Annotated in this window: 13 protein-coding genes; 8 read left to right on the forward strand and 5 right to left on the reverse strand. The window is 73.7% G+C overall.

The genetic code is table 11. The features are described 5' to 3' along the window. Nucleotides 1–138 precede the first annotated feature (138 nt). A complete protein-coding gene (locus tag ACFVU9_RS37370) occupies nt 139–1869 on the forward strand; it encodes a bifunctional 3'-5' exonuclease/DNA polymerase (protein ID WP_387601309.1) in 1731 nt (576 codons plus the stop codon). Between the two features lie 46 nt (nt 1870–1915). On the opposite strand, the gene dhaM is transcribed toward ACFVU9_RS37370, so the two are convergent. Beyond that, nucleotides 1916–2308 (reverse strand): dihydroxyacetone kinase phosphoryl donor subunit DhaM, encoded by a 393-nt coding sequence (dhaM, locus tag ACFVU9_RS37375; protein ID WP_359966560.1) that lies wholly within the window; start codon nt 2306–2308, stop codon nt 1916–1918. 195 nt (nt 2309–2503) lie between these two features. On the opposite strand from dhaM, the gene dhaK reads away from it, so the two are divergent. Both dhaK and dhaL read left to right on the forward strand, forming a co-directional pair. Continuing rightward, nucleotides 2504–3499, forward strand: coding sequence for a dihydroxyacetone kinase subunit DhaK (gene dhaK / locus ACFVU9_RS37380; protein WP_380436663.1), 996 nt, complete (start codon nt 2504–2506; stop codon nt 3497–3499). Between the two features lie 21 nt (nt 3500–3520). Continuing rightward, nucleotides 3521–4156 carry a dihydroxyacetone kinase subunit DhaL gene (gene dhaL / locus ACFVU9_RS37385; protein WP_387601312.1) on the forward strand — a complete coding sequence of 212 codons (636 nt, stop codon included), beginning with the start codon at nt 3521–3523 and terminating at the stop codon, nt 4154–4156. A 61-nt stretch (nt 4157–4217) separates the two neighbouring features. On the opposite strand, the gene ACFVU9_RS37390 is transcribed toward dhaL, so the two are convergent. Beyond that, nucleotides 4218–5408, reverse strand: coding sequence for a PP2C family protein-serine/threonine phosphatase (locus ACFVU9_RS37390; RefSeq protein WP_387601315.1), 1191 nt, complete (start codon nt 5406–5408; stop codon nt 4218–4220). A gap of 212 nt (nt 5409–5620) precedes the next feature. On the opposite strand from ACFVU9_RS37390, the gene ACFVU9_RS37395 reads away from it, so the two are divergent. The 3 genes from ACFVU9_RS37395 to ACFVU9_RS37405 all read left to right on the forward strand — a co-directional run bounded on the left by ACFVU9_RS37395 (nt 5621) and on the right by ACFVU9_RS37405 (nt 9307). Next, nucleotides 5621–6562, forward strand: coding sequence for a PrsW family intramembrane metalloprotease (locus tag ACFVU9_RS37395; protein WP_387601318.1), 942 nt, complete (start codon nt 5621–5623; stop codon nt 6560–6562). 156 nt (nt 6563–6718) lie between these two features. Next, on the forward strand, nt 6719–6937 hold the full coding sequence (locus ACFVU9_RS37400) for a heavy-metal-associated domain-containing protein (protein ID WP_380436654.1): 219 nt from the start codon (nt 6719–6721) through the stop codon (nt 6935–6937). 72 nt (nt 6938–7009) lie between these two features. Then, nucleotides 7010–9307, forward strand: a complete 2298-nt coding sequence (locus ACFVU9_RS37405) for a heavy metal translocating P-type ATPase (RefSeq protein ID WP_387601321.1) — start codon at nt 7010–7012, stop codon at nt 9305–9307. 128 nt (nt 9308–9435) lie between these two features. Here ACFVU9_RS37405 and ACFVU9_RS37410 read toward each other — a convergent pair whose 3' ends face one another. The 3 genes from ACFVU9_RS37410 to ACFVU9_RS37420 all read right to left on the reverse strand — a co-directional run bounded on the left by ACFVU9_RS37410 (nt 9436) and on the right by ACFVU9_RS37420 (nt 14472). Then, nucleotides 9436–10155, reverse strand: a complete 720-nt coding sequence (locus tag ACFVU9_RS37410; RefSeq protein WP_380449168.1) for an SDR family NAD(P)-dependent oxidoreductase — start codon at nt 10153–10155, stop codon at nt 9436–9438. 531 nt (nt 10156–10686) lie between these two features. After that, nucleotides 10687–11976: a citrate synthase gene (locus tag ACFVU9_RS37415; protein ID WP_380448972.1), complete on the reverse strand. Its 1290-nt coding sequence runs from the start codon at nt 11974–11976 to the stop codon at nt 10687–10689. Between the two features lie 225 nt (nt 11977–12201). Continuing rightward, nucleotides 12202–14472 (reverse strand): ATP-dependent RecD-like DNA helicase, encoded by a 2271-nt coding sequence (locus ACFVU9_RS37420; protein WP_387601325.1) that lies wholly within the window; start codon nt 14470–14472, stop codon nt 12202–12204. A gap of 230 nt (nt 14473–14702) precedes the next feature. Between ACFVU9_RS37420 and ACFVU9_RS37425 the strand changes: the two genes are divergently transcribed. Next, nucleotides 14703–15494 carry a VOC family protein gene (locus ACFVU9_RS37425; protein ID WP_380448976.1) on the forward strand — a complete coding sequence of 264 codons (792 nt, stop codon included), beginning with the start codon at nt 14703–14705 and terminating at the stop codon, nt 15492–15494. A gap of 89 nt (nt 15495–15583) precedes the next feature. Beyond that, a complete protein-coding gene (locus tag ACFVU9_RS37430; protein WP_380448978.1) occupies nt 15584–16045 on the forward strand; it encodes a GNAT family N-acetyltransferase in 462 nt (153 codons plus the stop codon). Nucleotides 16046–16175 lie beyond the last annotated feature (130 nt).

Consider the following 16175-nt stretch of genomic DNA (forward strand, 5'->3'; position numbering starts at 1 on the left):
CGGCTACCGTCGATCCCGGACCCCCGCAGGTCCGCACACGCGTACCCGACCCGTACACCGGCGCCGCCGCCGGCACCGCCACCGACGACCGCCACCGACACCGAGAGCCGCCCCCGCGCCCCGAGAGGAGGAGCCCCCGTGGCCCCCAGAACCGCCCTGGTCCCCGATCCGCACGGCCGCGGCGGCCGGCTCCAGCCGCTCGACGACGCCGGCGCCCCGCTCGGCCCGCCCGAGACCGTCCCCGACCTCGCCGCCGCGGTCGCCGCCCGGGAGGCCGCCGGAGGCGACTCCCGGCCGGGGCCCCGCTGGGTCTGGGCCGCCGCCGACAGCGCCTACGCCCCGCTGCTGCCCCGACTGCCCGACCGGGTCGGCCGCTGCCACGACCTGCGACTCGTCGAGGCCCTCCTGCTCGCCCACGAGGGCCGCTTCGGCGCGCCCCGCTCGCTCGGCGCCGCCTGGTCCCGGCTGCGCGGCCTGCCCGTCCCGGACGACCTGCCCGAGCCGGGCTCCGCCGAGACGGACGACGGCCAGGACACCCTCTTCGCCCCCGACCGGCTCCAACTGCCGCCCGGCGCCGACCCGCTGGCCGCCGTCGTCGCCGTCCACGCCGAACAGCAGCGCCGGATCGCCGCGATCACCGACCCGGCCGCCCGGCACCGCTTCCGCGTGCTGGTCGCCGCCGAGTCCGCCGGCGCCCTGGTCGCCGCCGAGATGGCCCACGACGGCCTGCCCTGGCGCGCCGACGTCCACGACGCCCTGCTCACCGAACTCCTCGGCCCCCGCCCCACCGTGCCCGGGGCCCAGCCCAAACTGCTCGCCGACCTCGCCGCCGAACTCCAGCGCTCCCTCGGCGGACGCCCGTTCAACCCCGACTCGCACACCCAGGTGCTGCGCGCCTTCGCCGACCGGGGCATCCAGCTGAGCTCCACCCGGTCCTGGGAGCTCAAACGCGTCGACCACCCGGCCGCGCAGCTGCTCATCCGCTACAAGGAGCTCGCCCGGATCCACGCCGCCCACGGCTGGGCCTGGCAGGACGCCTGGGCCCGCGGCGGCCGGTTCCGGCCCGAGTACGTCGTCGGCGGCGTCGTCTCCGGCCGCTGGGCCAGCCGCGGCGGCGGCGCCCTCCAGATCCCGCGCATCCTGCGCCGCGCCGTCGTCGCCGACCCCGGCTGGCTGCTCGTCGTCGCCGACGCCGCCCAGTTGGAGCCCCGGGTGCTCGCCGCGCTCTCCCAGGACGCCGGCCTCGCCCGCACCGCCGCCGGCGGCGACCTCTACGAGGCCCTCGCCGCCAGCGCCTTCCGCGGCGACCGCGACAAGGCCAAGCTCGGCCTGCTCGGCGCCATGTACGGGCAGACCAGCGGCGACATCGGCCCCCTCCTCAACACCCTGCGCCACCGCTACCCCGCCGCGATGGGCTACGTCGAGGCCGCCGCCCGCACCGGCGAGGACGGCGGCGTGGTCGTCTCCCGGCTCGGCCGGGCCTGCCCGCCCGCCTCCGCCGACTTCCTCGACCTCACCGAGGCGCCCGACACCGCCGCCGAGGCCGGCGGCCGCTGGGCCCGCGCCCGCGGCCGCTTCACCCGCAACTTCGTCATCCAGGCCAGCGCCGCCGACTGGGCCCTCGCCCTGCTCGCGGCGCTGCGCCGGCGGCTGAACACCCTGCCCGCGGCCGTCCCGGAGGACCGCCCGCACCTGGTGTTCTTCCAGCACGACGAGGTCATCGTGCACACCCCGGCCAACCTCGCCGACGAGGTCGCCGCCGCCGTCGCCGAGGCCGCCGACGAGGCCCGGCTGCTGGTCTTCGGCGACACCCCGGTCCGCTTCCCGCTCACCACCGCCGTCGTCGACTGCTACGCGGACGCGAAGTAGGAGTAGGAGTAGGAGTAGGAGCGGAAGTAGGAGCAGCGGCCGGCCGTCACAGCTTGCGGAAGGCGCGCGCCTCCTCGGCCGCCGCGACCACCTCGGCCAGCCCCGCCCCGGTCGAGGCGGTCACCGCGGCGGCCACCGCGCCCTCCACGAACGGCGCGTCCACCAGCCGCACGCCCGGCCGCGGCGCGTCCTCCAGCACGGTCACCGCGGTCAGCACCGAGCTGCCGAGGTCGGGCAGCACGACCACGCCCGCCCCGCCGTCCGCCTCGCCGACGGCCCGGGCGATCAGGTCGTAGCTGGTGCCGAGCCCGCCGTCCTCCGTCCCGGCGGCGACCACCACCCGCACCCCGTCCGGGGCCAGCTCGCCGAGCAGCTCCCGCAGCCCGGCGGCGAGTTGGGCGCTGTGCGAGACCAGGACGATACCCACGTGTTCGGTCATGCCCCGACCCTACGACCCGCCGCGCCGCTCCGAAAGGCACTCCGGAAGCCGCGCCGCAGGCCGCTCCGAAAGCCGTTCCGGGCGGGCGGCGGGGGCCGCGCGTGTCGCATCCCGTGCCGTCGCGCCCCCGGCTGGCATAGCGTCGGGGCGACAGCAATCACGGCAGCAGCGTCCTGACCGAGGGAGCGAAGAACGTTGAAGAAGCTGATCAACACCCCGGAGAGCGTCCTGGAGGACGCGCTGACCGGATTCGCCGCCGCCCACCCCGAGTTGACGGTGGACGTCGCCAACCGCGTGGTCACCCGGGCCGCCCGCCCCGGCGCGCCGAAGGTCGCGCTGGTCTCCGGCGGCGGCTCCGGGCACGAGCCGCTGCACGCCGGCTACGTCGGCCGCGGCATGCTCGACGCCGCCTGCCCCGGCGAGGTGTTCACCTCCCCCGTGCCCGACCAGGTGCTGGCCGCGGTCAAGGCCGTCGACTCCGGCGCGGGCGTCGTCCTCGTCGTCAAGAACTACACCGGCGACGTCATGAACTTCGAGCTCGCCGCCGAACTCGCCGCCGAGGAGGGCGTCGAGGTCCGCACCGTCCTGGTCGACGACGACGTCGCGGTCGAGGACTCCACCTGGACGGCCGGGCGCCGCGGCACCGGCGCGACCGTCATCGTCGAGAAGACCGCCGGCGCCCTCGCCGAACGCGGCGCCCCGCTCGACGACGTCGCCGCCCTCGGCGAGCGCGTCAACGCCGCCTCCCGCTCCTTCGCGATCGCGCTCACCGCCGCCACCGTCCCCGCCGCCGGAAAACCCGGCTTCGACCTGCCGGAGGACGAGATCGAGGTCGGCGTCGGCATCCACGGCGAACCCGGCCGCCGCCGCGAGAAGCTGCGCCCGGCCCGCGACCTGGCCGCCGAGGTCGTCGGGACGATCCTCGCCGACCACCACCTCGCCCCCGGCGACGAGGTCATCGCCCTGCTCAACGGCCTGGGCGGCACCCCGCTGCTGGAGCTGTACGTCGTCTACGGCGAGGTCGCCGCCCGGCTCGCCGAGCGCGGCATCACGGTGGCCCGCAGCCTCGTCGGCAACTACGTCACCAGCCTCGACATGGCGGGCTTCTCGCTCACCCTCACCAAGGCGGACGAACAGCTGCTGGACCTCTGGGACGCCCCCGTAGACACCCCCGCCCTCAAGCGGGCCTGAGCCCTGAGCGAGGAGACGCACGTGGACTTCGACACCCCGCTGGCCGAGGCCTGGATCCGCGCGATCGCCGCCGCCGTCGAGAAGGAGCAGGGCCGGCTCACCGAGCTGGACTCCGCGATCGGCGACGGCGACCACGGCAGCAACCTCCAGCGCGGATTCGCCGCCGTCCTGGCCGCCCTGGCCGCACTCGACGGCCCCCGGCCGGCCGGCCCCGGCGCGGTGCTCACCAAGACCGGCAGCACGCTGATCTCCAAGGTCGGCGGCGCCTCCGGCCCGCTGTACGGCAAGGCCTTCCGCGCGATCGGCGCCGCCCTGCCCGCACCGGCGGGCCCGGCCGCCCTCGCCGAGGCCCTCGCGGCCGGCCTCGACGCCGTCCGCGCCCTCGGCAAGGCCGAACCCGGCGACAAGACCATCGTCGACGCGTACACCCCGGCCGTGGCCGCCTTCCGCACCGCCGCGGCCGCGGGCGCCGACCTGCCCGAGGCCGCCGCGGCGGCGGCCGACGCCGCCGAACAGGGCGCCCGCGACACGACCGCCCTGCAGGCCCGCAAGGGCCGCGCCTCCTACCTGGGCGAGCGCAGCAAGGGCCACCAGGATCCGGGCGCCACCTCGACGGCCCTGATCTTCCGCACCCTGGCCGACGTCACGGCGGGCTAGCCGGGAGGGGGCGCGACCGCGGATCCCCGCCGTCGCGCCCCCTCCCGTCACACCCCTCCCGTCACGCCCCCTCCGCCGCTTGGTCATCCGTCCGAGTGATCAACAGCAGCAGGGCGTCGTCCCCGAGCTTCCCGCCCGTGTGCGCCAGGAGATCCCCGTACACCCGCTCCACCGCCGCCTCCAGCTCCCCCGCCGAGCGCGCGGCCCCCTGCACCAGGTCCCCGACCCGCTCCGCCAGCGGATAGAACTCCCCGCTCCTGCGGTGCCGGGCCTCGATCACGCCGTCCGTGTAGAGCACGAGGACGTCGTCCACCCCGAAGTCCCGCCCCCAGCTGACCGGCTCCCCCGCCGCGAGCCGCCCGAGCCCGAGCGGCACCCACGGGTCCGGCGAGTCCAGCACGTGCGCCTTGCCCTCTCCGTCCACCCGGATCGGCGGCACGTGCCCGTACTGCAGCAGTTCGATCACCCCCGCCGTGCGGAACTCCACGAACAGCGCCGTCGTGAACTCCCCGTCCGGCACGTGCCGCTCGACGCTCGCCTCGACCCGCGCCGCGACGCCCCGCAGCCCGGTCTCGTCGTACGCGGCCTCGCGGAACGCGCCGAGCACGACCGCCGCCGTCTGCACGGCCGCGAGCCCCTTGCCCCGGACGTCCCCGACCGCGACCCGGGTGCCGTGCGGGGTCTCCAGCACCGAGTAGAGGTCCCCGCCGATGCGCGAGGCGTCCGCCGCCGACACGTACCGCACCGCCAGCCGCAGCGGTCCGACGACCGGCCCCGGCAGCCGCAGGATCGCCCGCTGGGCGGCCTCCGCCACGGAGCTGACGGCCGCGAACGCCGCCGCGCGCCGCATCCTGATCCTGGCGACCCAGGCGGAGAAGAGCGTCAGCACGATGTAGCTGAGCATCGCCCCGTAGACGAACCGCGCGTCGTTGATGTTGACGACCTCGTCGTAGCGGCTGAGCCCGAACACCGCGAGCAGCCCGACCGCGCAGACCGCGAACAGCTCGCCGGGCCTGAGCGTCAGCGCGGCGATCACCGGGACGACGGTCATCAGCGGCGCAAGGTAGCGGTCCTTGCCGGAGAGCAGGTCGGCCAGGCCGACCACGACGATCGCGGCGACCGCCGGGGTGGCCCGCCGCCAGAACGAGACGTCCTGGAGGTCCGCGGCCAGCAGGGCGTCGCGCTGCCGGTCCGGTGGCAGCCCGGCGGCCGTGGGGGCCGCGGGCGACTGGGCGCGGCGGATCGGGAACACATATCGAACATATCGGACGATCAAGGCGCCCACCCTCCCCAGCCCGCGGCAGCCCGACCGGCCGCCCCGCACGGACCCTCCGCGACCCCTTCCCGGACCAGGACGGACCGTACCGAAACACCCCATTTGTCATACAGTGCGACCACGGCAGCCGGGCGACCGGCCGAGCGAGCAACCGACCAGACCAGCCACGCAGATGGAGGCCACGACCGGTGTCCGGGTACCGCAACACCTCGCGCATCTCCGACCGCCGGACCGGCCCGGCGGCGCAGCCGGTGCACTGGCCGCGGGTCCTCCTCGCCAATTCGGCCCTGTGGGTCGCCACGGTCGTCGTCACGTTCTTCACGGCCGACAGCAACCTCGTCCCGACGATCGTGCTGCTCGGCAGCTTCCTCGTGCCGGCCACCGTGGTCGTGTGGGCGTACGAGCGCCACGCGGCCGACCTCGGCCCGGACCGGGTCCTCGCCTGCTTCGGCCTCGGCGGCATCATCGGCGTCCTCGGCGCCTCCGTCCTGGAGACGTACCTGCTCTCGCCGTCGGTCTGGATGTACGTGGGCGTCGGCCTGATCGAGGAGGCGGTCAAGCTCGCCGCGCTGGTCCTGGTCTGCCGGCGGCTGCGGGTGAGCGGCCTGCGGTACGGGCTGGTGCTGGGCGCGACGGTCGGCGCGGGCTTCGCGGCCTTCGAGAGCGCCGGATACGCGTTCAACGCCGTGCTGAGCGTCCAGGGGCTCTCCCTTGGAGACCTGGTCGAGACGGAGATCCTGCGCGGGCTGGTGGCACCGGTCGGCCACGTCCTGTGGACGGCGATCGCCGGCGGCGTGCTGTTCCGCGAGCGGCGCGCCGGCCGCTTCCGGGTCACCACTCCGGTCGTCGTCACCTACCTGGGCGTATCGCTGCTGCACGCGCTCTGGGACAGCATGGGCGGGATCGCCGTCTGGCTGGTCGCGAGGACCACCGCGAGCGACTGGCAGCGCGCCCTGTTCGACCTCGGCCACATGCCGGACCCGACCACCGAGCAGGTCCACCTCTACACCTTCTACGACACGGCCGGCCTGGTCGTGGTCTCCTTGGGTGGACTGCTGTGGCTGAGGGTGCTGGCCCGGCGGGACCGGGCGGCGCCGATCCCGGCCCAGTTCCCGTCCGCTCCGGCGTGAGCGCCCCGCCGCGCACCGCCGAACCGCCGAACCGCCCGGACGGCGCTGCGATCCGCATCACCACACCCCTCCACGGAATACCCCGCAGGGGTATGGTGTGATGAGCATGAGAACCCGGGCACCGCCCGGGGCCGCACAGACCTCCCGGAGGCCCGGATGTCCAGCACCATCACCTACACCGTCACCGGCATGAGCTGCGGCCACTGCGAGAACGCGATCAGCGAGGAACTGTCCGCCCTGACCGGCGTCACCGAGGTGGCCGCCGACGCCAAGGCCGGCACCGTGACCGTCTCCTCCGCCGCCCCGTTGGACGACGAGCAGGTCCGCGCGGCCGTCGACGAGGCCGGCTACGAGCTGGTCGGCCGCAGCGCCTGAGCCCGTCCGGCACGGCGGGCCCGGGCAGCGGGCCCGCCGGCCGCCCCACGCCACACCGTCCCTAGGAGCAGCATGAGTACGACGGCACCCGGGATCGAGGGCGCCACCGGCACGGGGGGCCGGGAGCACGCCCCGGACCGGGTCGAGCTGTCGATCGGCGGGATGACCTGCGCCGCGTGCGCGGCCCGGGTCGAGAAGAAGCTCAACCGGATGGACGGCGTCGAGGCCACCGTCAACTTCGCCACCGAGCGGGCCCGGATCGACTACGGCCCCGGCGTCTCGGTCGAGGACCTGATCGCCACCGTGGAGCGCACCGGCTACACCGCCGAACTCCCGGCGCCCCCGGCGGCCGCCGCGCCCGAGCCGGCCGAGGCCGCCACGCCGGAGCCGCCCGCCGACCCCCTGCTCGACCGCTTGCGGACCAGCACCCTCCTCGGCATCCCCGTGGTGCTGCTGTCGATGGTCCCGGCCCTGCAGTTCGCCAACTGGCAGTGGCTGGCCTTCGCCCTCACCGGCCCGGTCGTCGTGTACGGCGGCCTGCCGTTCCACCGCGCCGCCTGGACGAACCTCAAGCACGGCGCCGCGACGATGGACACCCTCGTGTCGCTCGGCACCCTGGCCGCCTTCGGCTGGTCGTTCTGGGCGCTGTTCTGGGGCCACGCCGGGGTGCCGGGGATGCACCACCCGTTCTCGCTCACCGTCGGCGACACCGACGCCTCGTCCACCCTGTACCTGGAGACGGCCGCCGCCGTCACGGTGCTGATCCTGCTCGGCCGCTACCTGGAGGCCCGCTCCAAGCGCCGGGCCGGCGCCGCCCTGCACGCCCTGCTGGACCTCGGCGCCCGGGACGTGGCGGTGCGCCGGGCCGGCCGCGAGGTGCGGGTCCCGATCGCCGAACTCGCGGTGGGGGACCGGTTCGTGGTCCGTCCCGGCGAGAAGATCGCCACCGACGGCGTCGTGGTCGAGGGCACCTCCGCCGTGGACGCCTCGATGCTCACCGGCGAGTCCGCCCCGGTCGAGGTCGCCGCCGGCGACGCCGTCACCGGTGCCACCGTCAACGCGGGCGGGCGGCTCGTCGTCGAGGCCACCAGGGTCGGCGCGGACACCCGCCTCGCCCGCATGGCCAAGCTGGTGGAGGACGCCCAGAACGGCAAGGCCGCCGCCCAGCGCCTCGCCGACCGGATCTCCGCCGTCTTCGTCCCGGTCGTCGTGCTGATCGCGCTCGCCGCCCTGGTCGGCCGGCTCCTCGCCACCGACAGCCCGACCGCGGCGTTCACCTCCGCCGTCGCCGTGCTGATCATCGCCTGCCCGTGCGCCCTCGGCCTCGCCACGCCGACCGCCCTCATGGTCGGCACCGGCCGCGGCGCCCAGCTCGGCATCCTGATCAAGGGCCCGGAGGTGCTGGAGACGACCCGCAAGGTCGACACCATCGTCCTCGACAAGACCGGCACCGTCACCACCGGCCGGATGACCCTGCTCGCCGTCCACACCGCCGACGGCGTCACCGAGACCGAGGCCCTGCGCCTCGCGGGCGCCGTGGAACACGCCTCCGAACACCCGATCGCCGCCGCCATCGCCGGCGCCGCGGCCGAGCGGACCGGCGGGCTGCCGCCCGTCGACGGCTTCGAGAGCATCCCGGGCCTCGGCGTCCGGGGCGTCGTCGACGGCCACGCGGTGGTCGCCGGCCGGGAGGAACTCCTCGCGGAGCACGCCCGGCCCCTGCCCGAACGCCTGGCCGCGGCCAAGCGGACCGCCGAGGCGGCCGGGCGGACGGCGATCGCGGTCGGCTGGGACGGCGAGGCCCGGGCCGTCCTGGAGGTCGCCGACGCGGTCCGGCCGACCAGCGCCCGGGCCGTCGCCGAACTGCGCGCGCTCGGCCTGCGCCCGGTCCTGCTGACCGGTGACCACCGGGCGGTGGCCGAGGCCGTCGCCGCCGAGGTCGGCATCGCCCCCGAGGACGTGATCGCCGGCGTCCTGCCCGAGGAGAAGGTCGCCGTCGTCGAACGCCTCCAGGCCGAGGGCCGCTCGGTCGCCATGGTCGGCGACGGCGTCAACGACGCCGCCGCGCTCGCCCGGGCCGACCTCGGCCTCGCCATGGGCACCGGCACCGACGCCGCCATCGAGGCGAGCGACCTCACCCTGGTCCGCGCCGACCTGCGCTCCGCCGCCGACGCCATCCGGCTCTCCCGCCGGACCCTCGGCACCATCCGGGGCAACCTCTGCTGGGCCTTCGGCTACAACGTCGCCGCGATCCCGCTGGCCGCCGCCGGACTGCTCAACCCGATGATCGCCGGGGCCACGATGGCCTTCTCCTCGGTCTTCGTCGTCACCAACAGCCTCCGGCTGCGCCGCTTCGAGGCCGCCGCCTGACGGCCGTCCCCAGCGGCCCGGCCCGAGAGGCCGTCCCGAAACGAGCGCGGGCCCGGACCGGTCGAACCGGTCCGGGCCCGCCGCCGTCCGGAGCTCAACGCCGTCCGGGGCTCGACACCGTCAGGGGCTCAACGCCCGAGCAGCTCGCCGCCGTTGCAGTGCAGGATCTCGCCGGTGATGAACCCGGCCTCGGGCGAGGCGAGGAAGTACACGGCCCCCGCGACCTCCCCCGTCTCCCCGATCCGGCCGAGCAGCGTGCGCGCCGCGCGGCGGGCCACCTCGGCCTCGTCCAGCCGCGGTCCGAAGAACTCGGTGCCCGCCACCGTGCCCGGGGCGACGATGTTCGCGGTGATGCCCGAGGTGCCCAACTGGGCGGCCAGGAAGTGGTTCCAGGCGTGCAGCGAGGCCTTCGCCGCGCCGTAGGAGCCGGCCCCGCGCAGGGCGGCGATCGAGCTGATCGTGACGACCCGGCCGGAGCCCGGGGTGAGCCGGTCGCGGATCGACTCGGTGAGCAGCACCACGGTCAGCACGTTGCGCTCGAAGTCGCCGCGCCAGCGCGCCAGCAGCGCGTGCGGGCCGGCGCCGATCACGGTCTCGCGGCTGCCGGCGTTGTTCACCAGCACGTCGACGCGCTCGGGCAGTTCGGCGAGCGCGGCCTCGACGGCGTCCGGGTCGGCGAGGTCGCAGACCAGCGGGGTGACGTTCGGCCCGAGCTCGGCCGCGGACTTCTCCAGCACCGCCCGGCGGCGGCCGACGATCACGACCCGTTCGCCCGCCTCGGCGAACCGCCGCGCCACTTCGAACCCGATTCCCGTGCCACCGCCGGTGACTACGACGTTCCTGGCCATCTGCGCACTCCCTCCCCAGTTCCGCCGCCACGCTGCGAGGGTGCGGGACGGTCCGTACCGGAATGCCACGATTCCTATCACGCTCGGTTGCCGTGACTGCGGGGAGGGTGACGTCGCCCGCGCCGGAACGTGTGGTATGGGCCCGGTACGACGCGCACACGGAGCGTGGCGAGAGGCAGCTCACACCCCCCGGGCGTAACTTCTCGCACCCTGATACGTCTTAGGTTGGTAGTGCGGCAGTTTTCCGAGGGACGGAGACGCGACGAACGGCAACGCGTCCCCGTGCCTCCACTGCCGCCGACGGGGCTCCGGCGGGCCCCGGGTCGGCCGTCGAATCGACGGCCTTCGCGCACGGCGCCGGGGTTGTGGCGGGCCAGGGACGCTTTGAGCGGCCGTCCCGGGCTGCGGCCGGCCCCGGAGTCGTGCGCCGTACGATCCCGTCCCCGCGGGAACGATCCGCACGGCTCCACCGCGCGGGGACGCACGAGGGCCCGGCCGCACACGTGCGGCCGGGCCCTTCGGGGTTCTGCGTCAGCGCTCGCCGAGGGCGACGTAGTCGCGGATGGCGGTGCCGGTGTAGATCTGGCGCGGACGGCCGATGCGGCTCGTCGGGTCGTTGATCATCTCGTGCCAGTGGGCGATCCAGCCGGGCAGCCGGCCCAGGGCGAACAGCACGGTGAACATGCTGGTCGGGAAGCCCATGGCGCGGTAGATCAGGCCCGTGTAGAAGTCCACGTTCGGGTAGAGCTTGCGCGAGACGAAGAAGTCGTCCTTGAGCGCGTGCTCCTCCAGCTTGAGCGCGATCTCCAGCAGCTGGTCCTGCTTGCCCAGCTGGCCGAGGACCTCGTGCGCCAGCAGCTTGACCTGCGCGGCGCGCGGGTCGAAGGCCTTGTAGACGCGGTGGCCGAAGCCCATCAGCTTGACGCCGGCCTCGCGGTTCTTGACCTTCGTGATGAAGGCGTCGACGTCGCCGCCGTCCTTCTGGATGCTCTCCAGCATCTCCAGCACGGCCTGGTTGGCGCCGCCGTGCAGCGGGCCCCAGAGCGCCGAGATGCCGGCCGAGATCGAGGCGAACAGGTTGGCGTGGCTGGAGCCGACCAGGCGCACGGTGGAGGTGGAGCAGTTCTGCTCGTGGTCCGCGTGCAGGATCAGCAGCTTGTCCAGCGCGTTCACGATGACCGGGTTGAGCTCGTAGTCCTCGGCCGGGACCGCGAAGGTCATCCGGAGGAAGTTCTCGACGTAGCTCAGGTCGTTGCGCGGGTAGACGAAGGGCTGGCCCATCGACTTCTTGTAGGCGTAGGCCGCGATGGTGGGCAGCTTGGCCAGCAGGCGCACGGTCGACAGGTGGCGCTGGGCCGCGTCGAACGGGTTGTGGCTCTCCGGGTAGAAGGTGGAGAGCGCACCGACCACCGAGGACAGCATGGCCATCGGGTGGGCGTCGCGCGGGAAGCCCTGGAAGAACCGCTTGACGTCCTCGTGCAGGAGCGTGTGCTGGGTGATCTCGCGGTTGAACTCGGAGAGCTGGTCCGCGTTCGGCAGCTCGCCGTTGATCAGGAGGTACGCGGTCTCGACGAAGCCGCCCTGCGCTGCGAGCTGCTCGATCGGGTAGCCGCGGTACCGCAGGATGCCGTTGTCGCCGTCCACGAAGGTGATCGCGGACTTGTAGGCGGCGGTGTTGCCGAAGCCGTTGTCCAGGGTGACCAGGCCGGTCTGCGGAAGCAGCTTCGAGATGTCGAAGCCGGCGTTGCCCGCAGTGCTCTCGACGACGGGGTACTCGTACTCGCCGTCCTGGTACCGCAGTACTACCGAGTTGTCGCTCACGTCTTCCTCACCGACGAAATGAATCCTCTTCCAAGGTGCCCTGACTGTCTCTACCATCCCCCATCTGGAGGACAGCCGCGCACCCGGGGTGGCCCGAAAGGGCCCTCCCCTACAAAACCTGCCGCCGCAGCCGGTACGAACCGGACAAGATCGGCGCCATCCTAGGCTCTGCCGTAAATCTCTTCACGTCAAGAGAACATTAGAGGCAACCATCCTGTTGGATAATCATCCAGTGGCAAGTCGATGATCGAGCGCGGCGTGCCTCCGACCTGCGCTGACGGCCCGGACGGCCTGCGCGATCGCCTTGCGTGACCCCACCAGCACCACGAGTTTCCGTGCCCTGGTCACGGCGGTGTACAGGAGGTTTCGCTGGAGCATCGTCCAGGCGGACATGGTGACCGGAATCACCACCACCGGATACTCGCTGCCCTGCGAACGGTGGATCGTCACCGCGTACGCGTGGGCCAGCTCGTCCAGCTCGTCGAAGTCGTAGGGCACCTCCTCGTCCTCGTCGGTGAGCACCGTCAGCCGCTGATCGTCCACACTGAGGGCGGTCACCACACCCACTGTGCCGTTGAAGACCCCGTTCCGCCCCTTGTCGTAGTTGTTGCGCACCTGCGTGACCTTGTCCCCCACGCGGAACGTCCGCCCGCCGAACCGCCGCTCCGCCACCCCCTCCCCGGCCGGCGTCACCGCCGCCTGCAACAGCGTGTTCAGGTTCCCCGCACCGGCCGGACCCCGGTGCATCGGCGCCAGCACCTGGACGTCCCGCCGCGGATCGAACCCGAACCTCTGCGGGATCCGCCGCGCCACCACGTCCACCGTCAGACCCGCCGCCCGCTCCGCGTCGTCCTCCGCGAACAGGAAGAAGTCCGGCAGACCGTCCGTCAGCGGCGGCCTGCCCTCGTTGATCCGGTGCGCGTTCGTCACCACGCCCGACTGCTGCGCCTGCCGGAAGATCCGGGTCAGCCGCACCGACGGGACCGGGCCGCCGTCCGCCAGCAGGTCCCGCAGCACCTCGCCCGCGCCGACCGACGGCAGCTGGTCCACGTCCCCGACGAACAGCAGGTGCGCCCCCGGCGGCACCGCCTTGACCAGCTTGTTCGCCAGGATCAGGTCCAGCATCGAGGCCTCGTCGACCACCACCAGGTCCGCCTCCAGCGGCCGGTCCCGGTCGTACGCGGCGTCCCCGCCGGGCTTCAGCTCCAGCAGCCGGTGCACCGTCGACGCCTCCGCCCCGGTCAGCTCCGCGAGCCGCTTCGCCGCCCGGCCGGTCGGCGCCGCCAGCACCACCTTCGCCCGCTTCGCCAGCGCCAGCGTCACGATCGACTTCACCGTGAACGACTTGCCGCAGCCCGGACCGCCCGTCAGCACCGCGACCTTCTCCGTCAGCGCCAGCCGCACCGCCTGCTCCTGCTCCGGCGCCAGCTCCGCCCCCGTCCGCTTCGCGAGCCACTCCAGCGCCACCGGCCAGTCCACCCCCGCGAACCAGGGCATCCGGTCCGCGTCCGAACGCAGCAGCCGCAGCACCTGGTTGGCCAGCGAAATCTCCGCCCGGTGGAACGGCACCAGGTACACCGCGGTGATCGGCTCGGCGCCCTCCCCCGGCACCGACTCGCGCACCACCCCCTCCAGCGCCACCAGCTCCGCCAGGCAGTCGATCACCAGCCCCACGTCCACCTGGAGCAGCTTCACGCCGTCCGCGATCAACCGCTCCTCCGGCAGGTAGCAGTGCCCCTGGTCGGTGCTCTGCGACAGCGCGTACTGCAGCCCCGCCTTCACCCGCTCCGGGCTGTCGTGCGGGATCCCCACCGCCTGCGCGATCCGGTCCGCCGTCAGGAAACCGATGCCCCACACGTCCGAGGCCAGCCGGTACGGCTCGTTCCGCACCACCCCGATCGAGCCGTCGCCGTACTGCTTGTAGATGCGCACGGCCAGCGAGGTCGACACCCCCACCCCCTGCAGGAAGACCATCACCTCCTTGATGGCCTTCTGCTCCTCCCACGCCGCCGCGATCTTCTTCGTCCGCTTCGGCCCCAGCCCCGGCACCTCGATCAGCCGGCCCGGCTCGTTCTCGATCACCTCCAGGGTGTCCACCCCGAACCGCTCCACGATCCGCTCGGCGAACCGCGGACCGATCCCCTTGATCAGCCCCGACCCCAGGTACCGCTGGATGCCCTGGATCGTGGCCGGCAGCACCGTCGTGTAGTTCTCCACCGCGAACTGCCGCCCGTACTGCGGGTGCGAGCCCCACCGCCCGTGCAGCCGCAGCGACTCCCCGACCTGCGCGCCCAGCAGCGCCCCCACCACGGTCAGCAGGTCGTTCGCACCCCGGCCGGTGTCCACCCGGGCCACCGTGTACCCGGTCTCCTCGTTGGCGTACGTGATCCGCTCCAGCACCCCCTCCACCTGGGCGAGCTGGCGCTGCGCGGGTTCCTGTCCCGCCTGCGGCTGCCTGGCCACCGGGACCCCCTTCGACCGGTACGGGCGGACCATTCCGCTACGCACCGTACCGTCCCGGTCGGACACGTCCGGACCGCTCCCGGACGGCACCCCTCCGGCCGCCGTCCGACCTCCGGCCGACCTCCAGCCGCCCCGGTCACGGCCCGTCACGGCCGTGACCGCCTGCCGTGCGGCCCACCGGTGCAGGTGCCAGGCTGGGAGGGGCGGGGGGCCACCGACCGCACCCGTGCCCGCACGGGCCCCGTCCGAGGAGCAGTGCCGCCATGCTCACCACCGACTACCGGCCCGGCGCCCCGATCTGGCTCGACCTCGGCAGCCCCGACACCCGGGCTTCCGCGGACTTCTACACCGCCCTGTTCGGCTGGTCCACCGACTCCGCCGGACCCGAGGCCGGCGGCTACGGCTTCTTCCGGCTCGACGGCCGGACGGTCGCCGCCTTCGGCCCGCTCGTCGAGGAGGGCTCGCTGCCCACGTGGACGGTGTACTTCGCCACGCCCGACGCCGACCGCACCACCGAACTCGTCCGCCAGGCGGGCGGACGAGTCCGGTTCGCGCCCTTCGACGTCTTCACCGCGGGCCGGATGGCCGGCTACACCGACCCGACCGGCGCCGACTTCGCCGTCTGGCAGCCGCACGACACCCGCGGCCTCGACGTGGTCACCGCGGAGGGCAGCCTCTGCTGGACGGAGTGCTACAGCGTCGACGCCGAACGCGCGAAGTCCTTCTACCGCGCGGTCTTCGACTGGCAGGAGCAGGACGTCCCGTTCGGCGAGGCGCTCTACACCGTCCTCACCCCGGCCGGCGGCGGCACCGACGACGCCCACGGCGGCATCATGCAGCTCGGCCCCGAACACACCGCCCGCGGCACCTCGTCCCACTGGCTCCCCTACTTCGAGGTCCCCAACGTCGACGCCGCCCTCGCCATCGCGACCACCCTCGGCGCGACGGTCCGGATCCCCGCCATGGACGTCCACGGCGTCGGCCGGCTCGCCCAGCTCCAGGACCCGCACGGAGCGGTGTTCGCCGTCATCACCAGTGCCAAGCCCGGCGAGTGACGCGGAATCACCCCGGGAAGGGCCGTGAAGGGGTGCTACGGGCGTAGACAGGGGGTGGTGCGGGAGATCGGGGCCCCTATTCTCTGATCATGACCGAGACGACCGTTCTGACGATCCGCCGGGTGACGGAGGCCGATCTGCCGGCCATCGTGGCGATGCTCGCCGACGACCCGCTGGGCGCGACGCGCGAGAGCCCCGACGACCTCACCCCGTACCGCACCGCCCTCGCCCGCATCACCGACGACCCGAACCAGCACCTGGTCGTCGCCGAACGCGCCGGCCGAGCCGTCGGCACGCTGCAGCTGACGCTCGTCCCCGGCCTCTCCCGGAAGGGCTCCACCCGCGCGATCATCGAGGGCGTCCGCATCCACGCCGACGAACGCGGCAGCGGCCTCGGCACCGAACTGATCGAGTGGGCGATCCACCGCTCCCGCGAACTCGGCGCCGACCTCGTCCAGCTCACCTCGGACGCCACCCGCACCGACGCCCACCGGTTCTACGAGCGGCTCGGCTTCGTACGGTCGCACTACGGTTTCAAGTACCGGCTCTGACGTCCGGGGAAACGCCCTGAAAAGCCCCCGGAAACGCGAAAAGCCCCTGATCCGAATGGATCAGGGGCTTTTCTTGAATGATTGTTCGGCGGCGTCCTACTCTCCCACAGGGTCCCCCCTGCAGTACCAT

Source organism: Kitasatospora sp. NPDC057936 (genome assembly GCF_042887525.1).
In the GTDB taxonomy this organism is placed as follows: Bacteria; Actinomycetota; Actinomycetes; order Streptomycetales; family Streptomycetaceae; genus Kitasatospora.

Excerpts from the sequence above, each read along its gene's own strand:
- dhaM (WP_359966560.1), bottom strand. The coding sequence starts at position 2,308 with ATGACCGAACACGTGGGTATCGTCCTGGTCTCGCACAGCGCCCAACTC.
- ACFVU9_RS37400 (WP_380436654.1), top strand. The coding sequence starts at position 6,719 with ATGTCCAGCACCATCACCTACACCGTCACCGGCATGAGCTGCGGCCAC.
- ACFVU9_RS37405 (WP_387601321.1), top strand. The coding sequence starts at position 7,010 with ATGAGTACGACGGCACCCGGGATCGAGGGCGCCACCGGCACGGGGGGC.
- ACFVU9_RS37410 (WP_380449168.1), bottom strand. The coding sequence starts at position 10,155 with ATGGCCAGGAACGTCGTAGTCACCGGCGGTGGCACGGGAATCGGGTTC.
- ACFVU9_RS37420 (WP_387601325.1), bottom strand. The coding sequence starts at position 14,472 with ATGGTCCGCCCGTACCGGTCGAAGGGGGTCCCGGTGGCCAGGCAGCCG.
- ACFVU9_RS37425 (WP_380448976.1), top strand. The coding sequence starts at position 14,703 with ATGCTCACCACCGACTACCGGCCCGGCGCCCCGATCTGGCTCGACCTC.
- ACFVU9_RS37430 (WP_380448978.1), top strand. The coding sequence starts at position 15,584 with ATGACCGAGACGACCGTTCTGACGATCCGCCGGGTGACGGAGGCCGAT.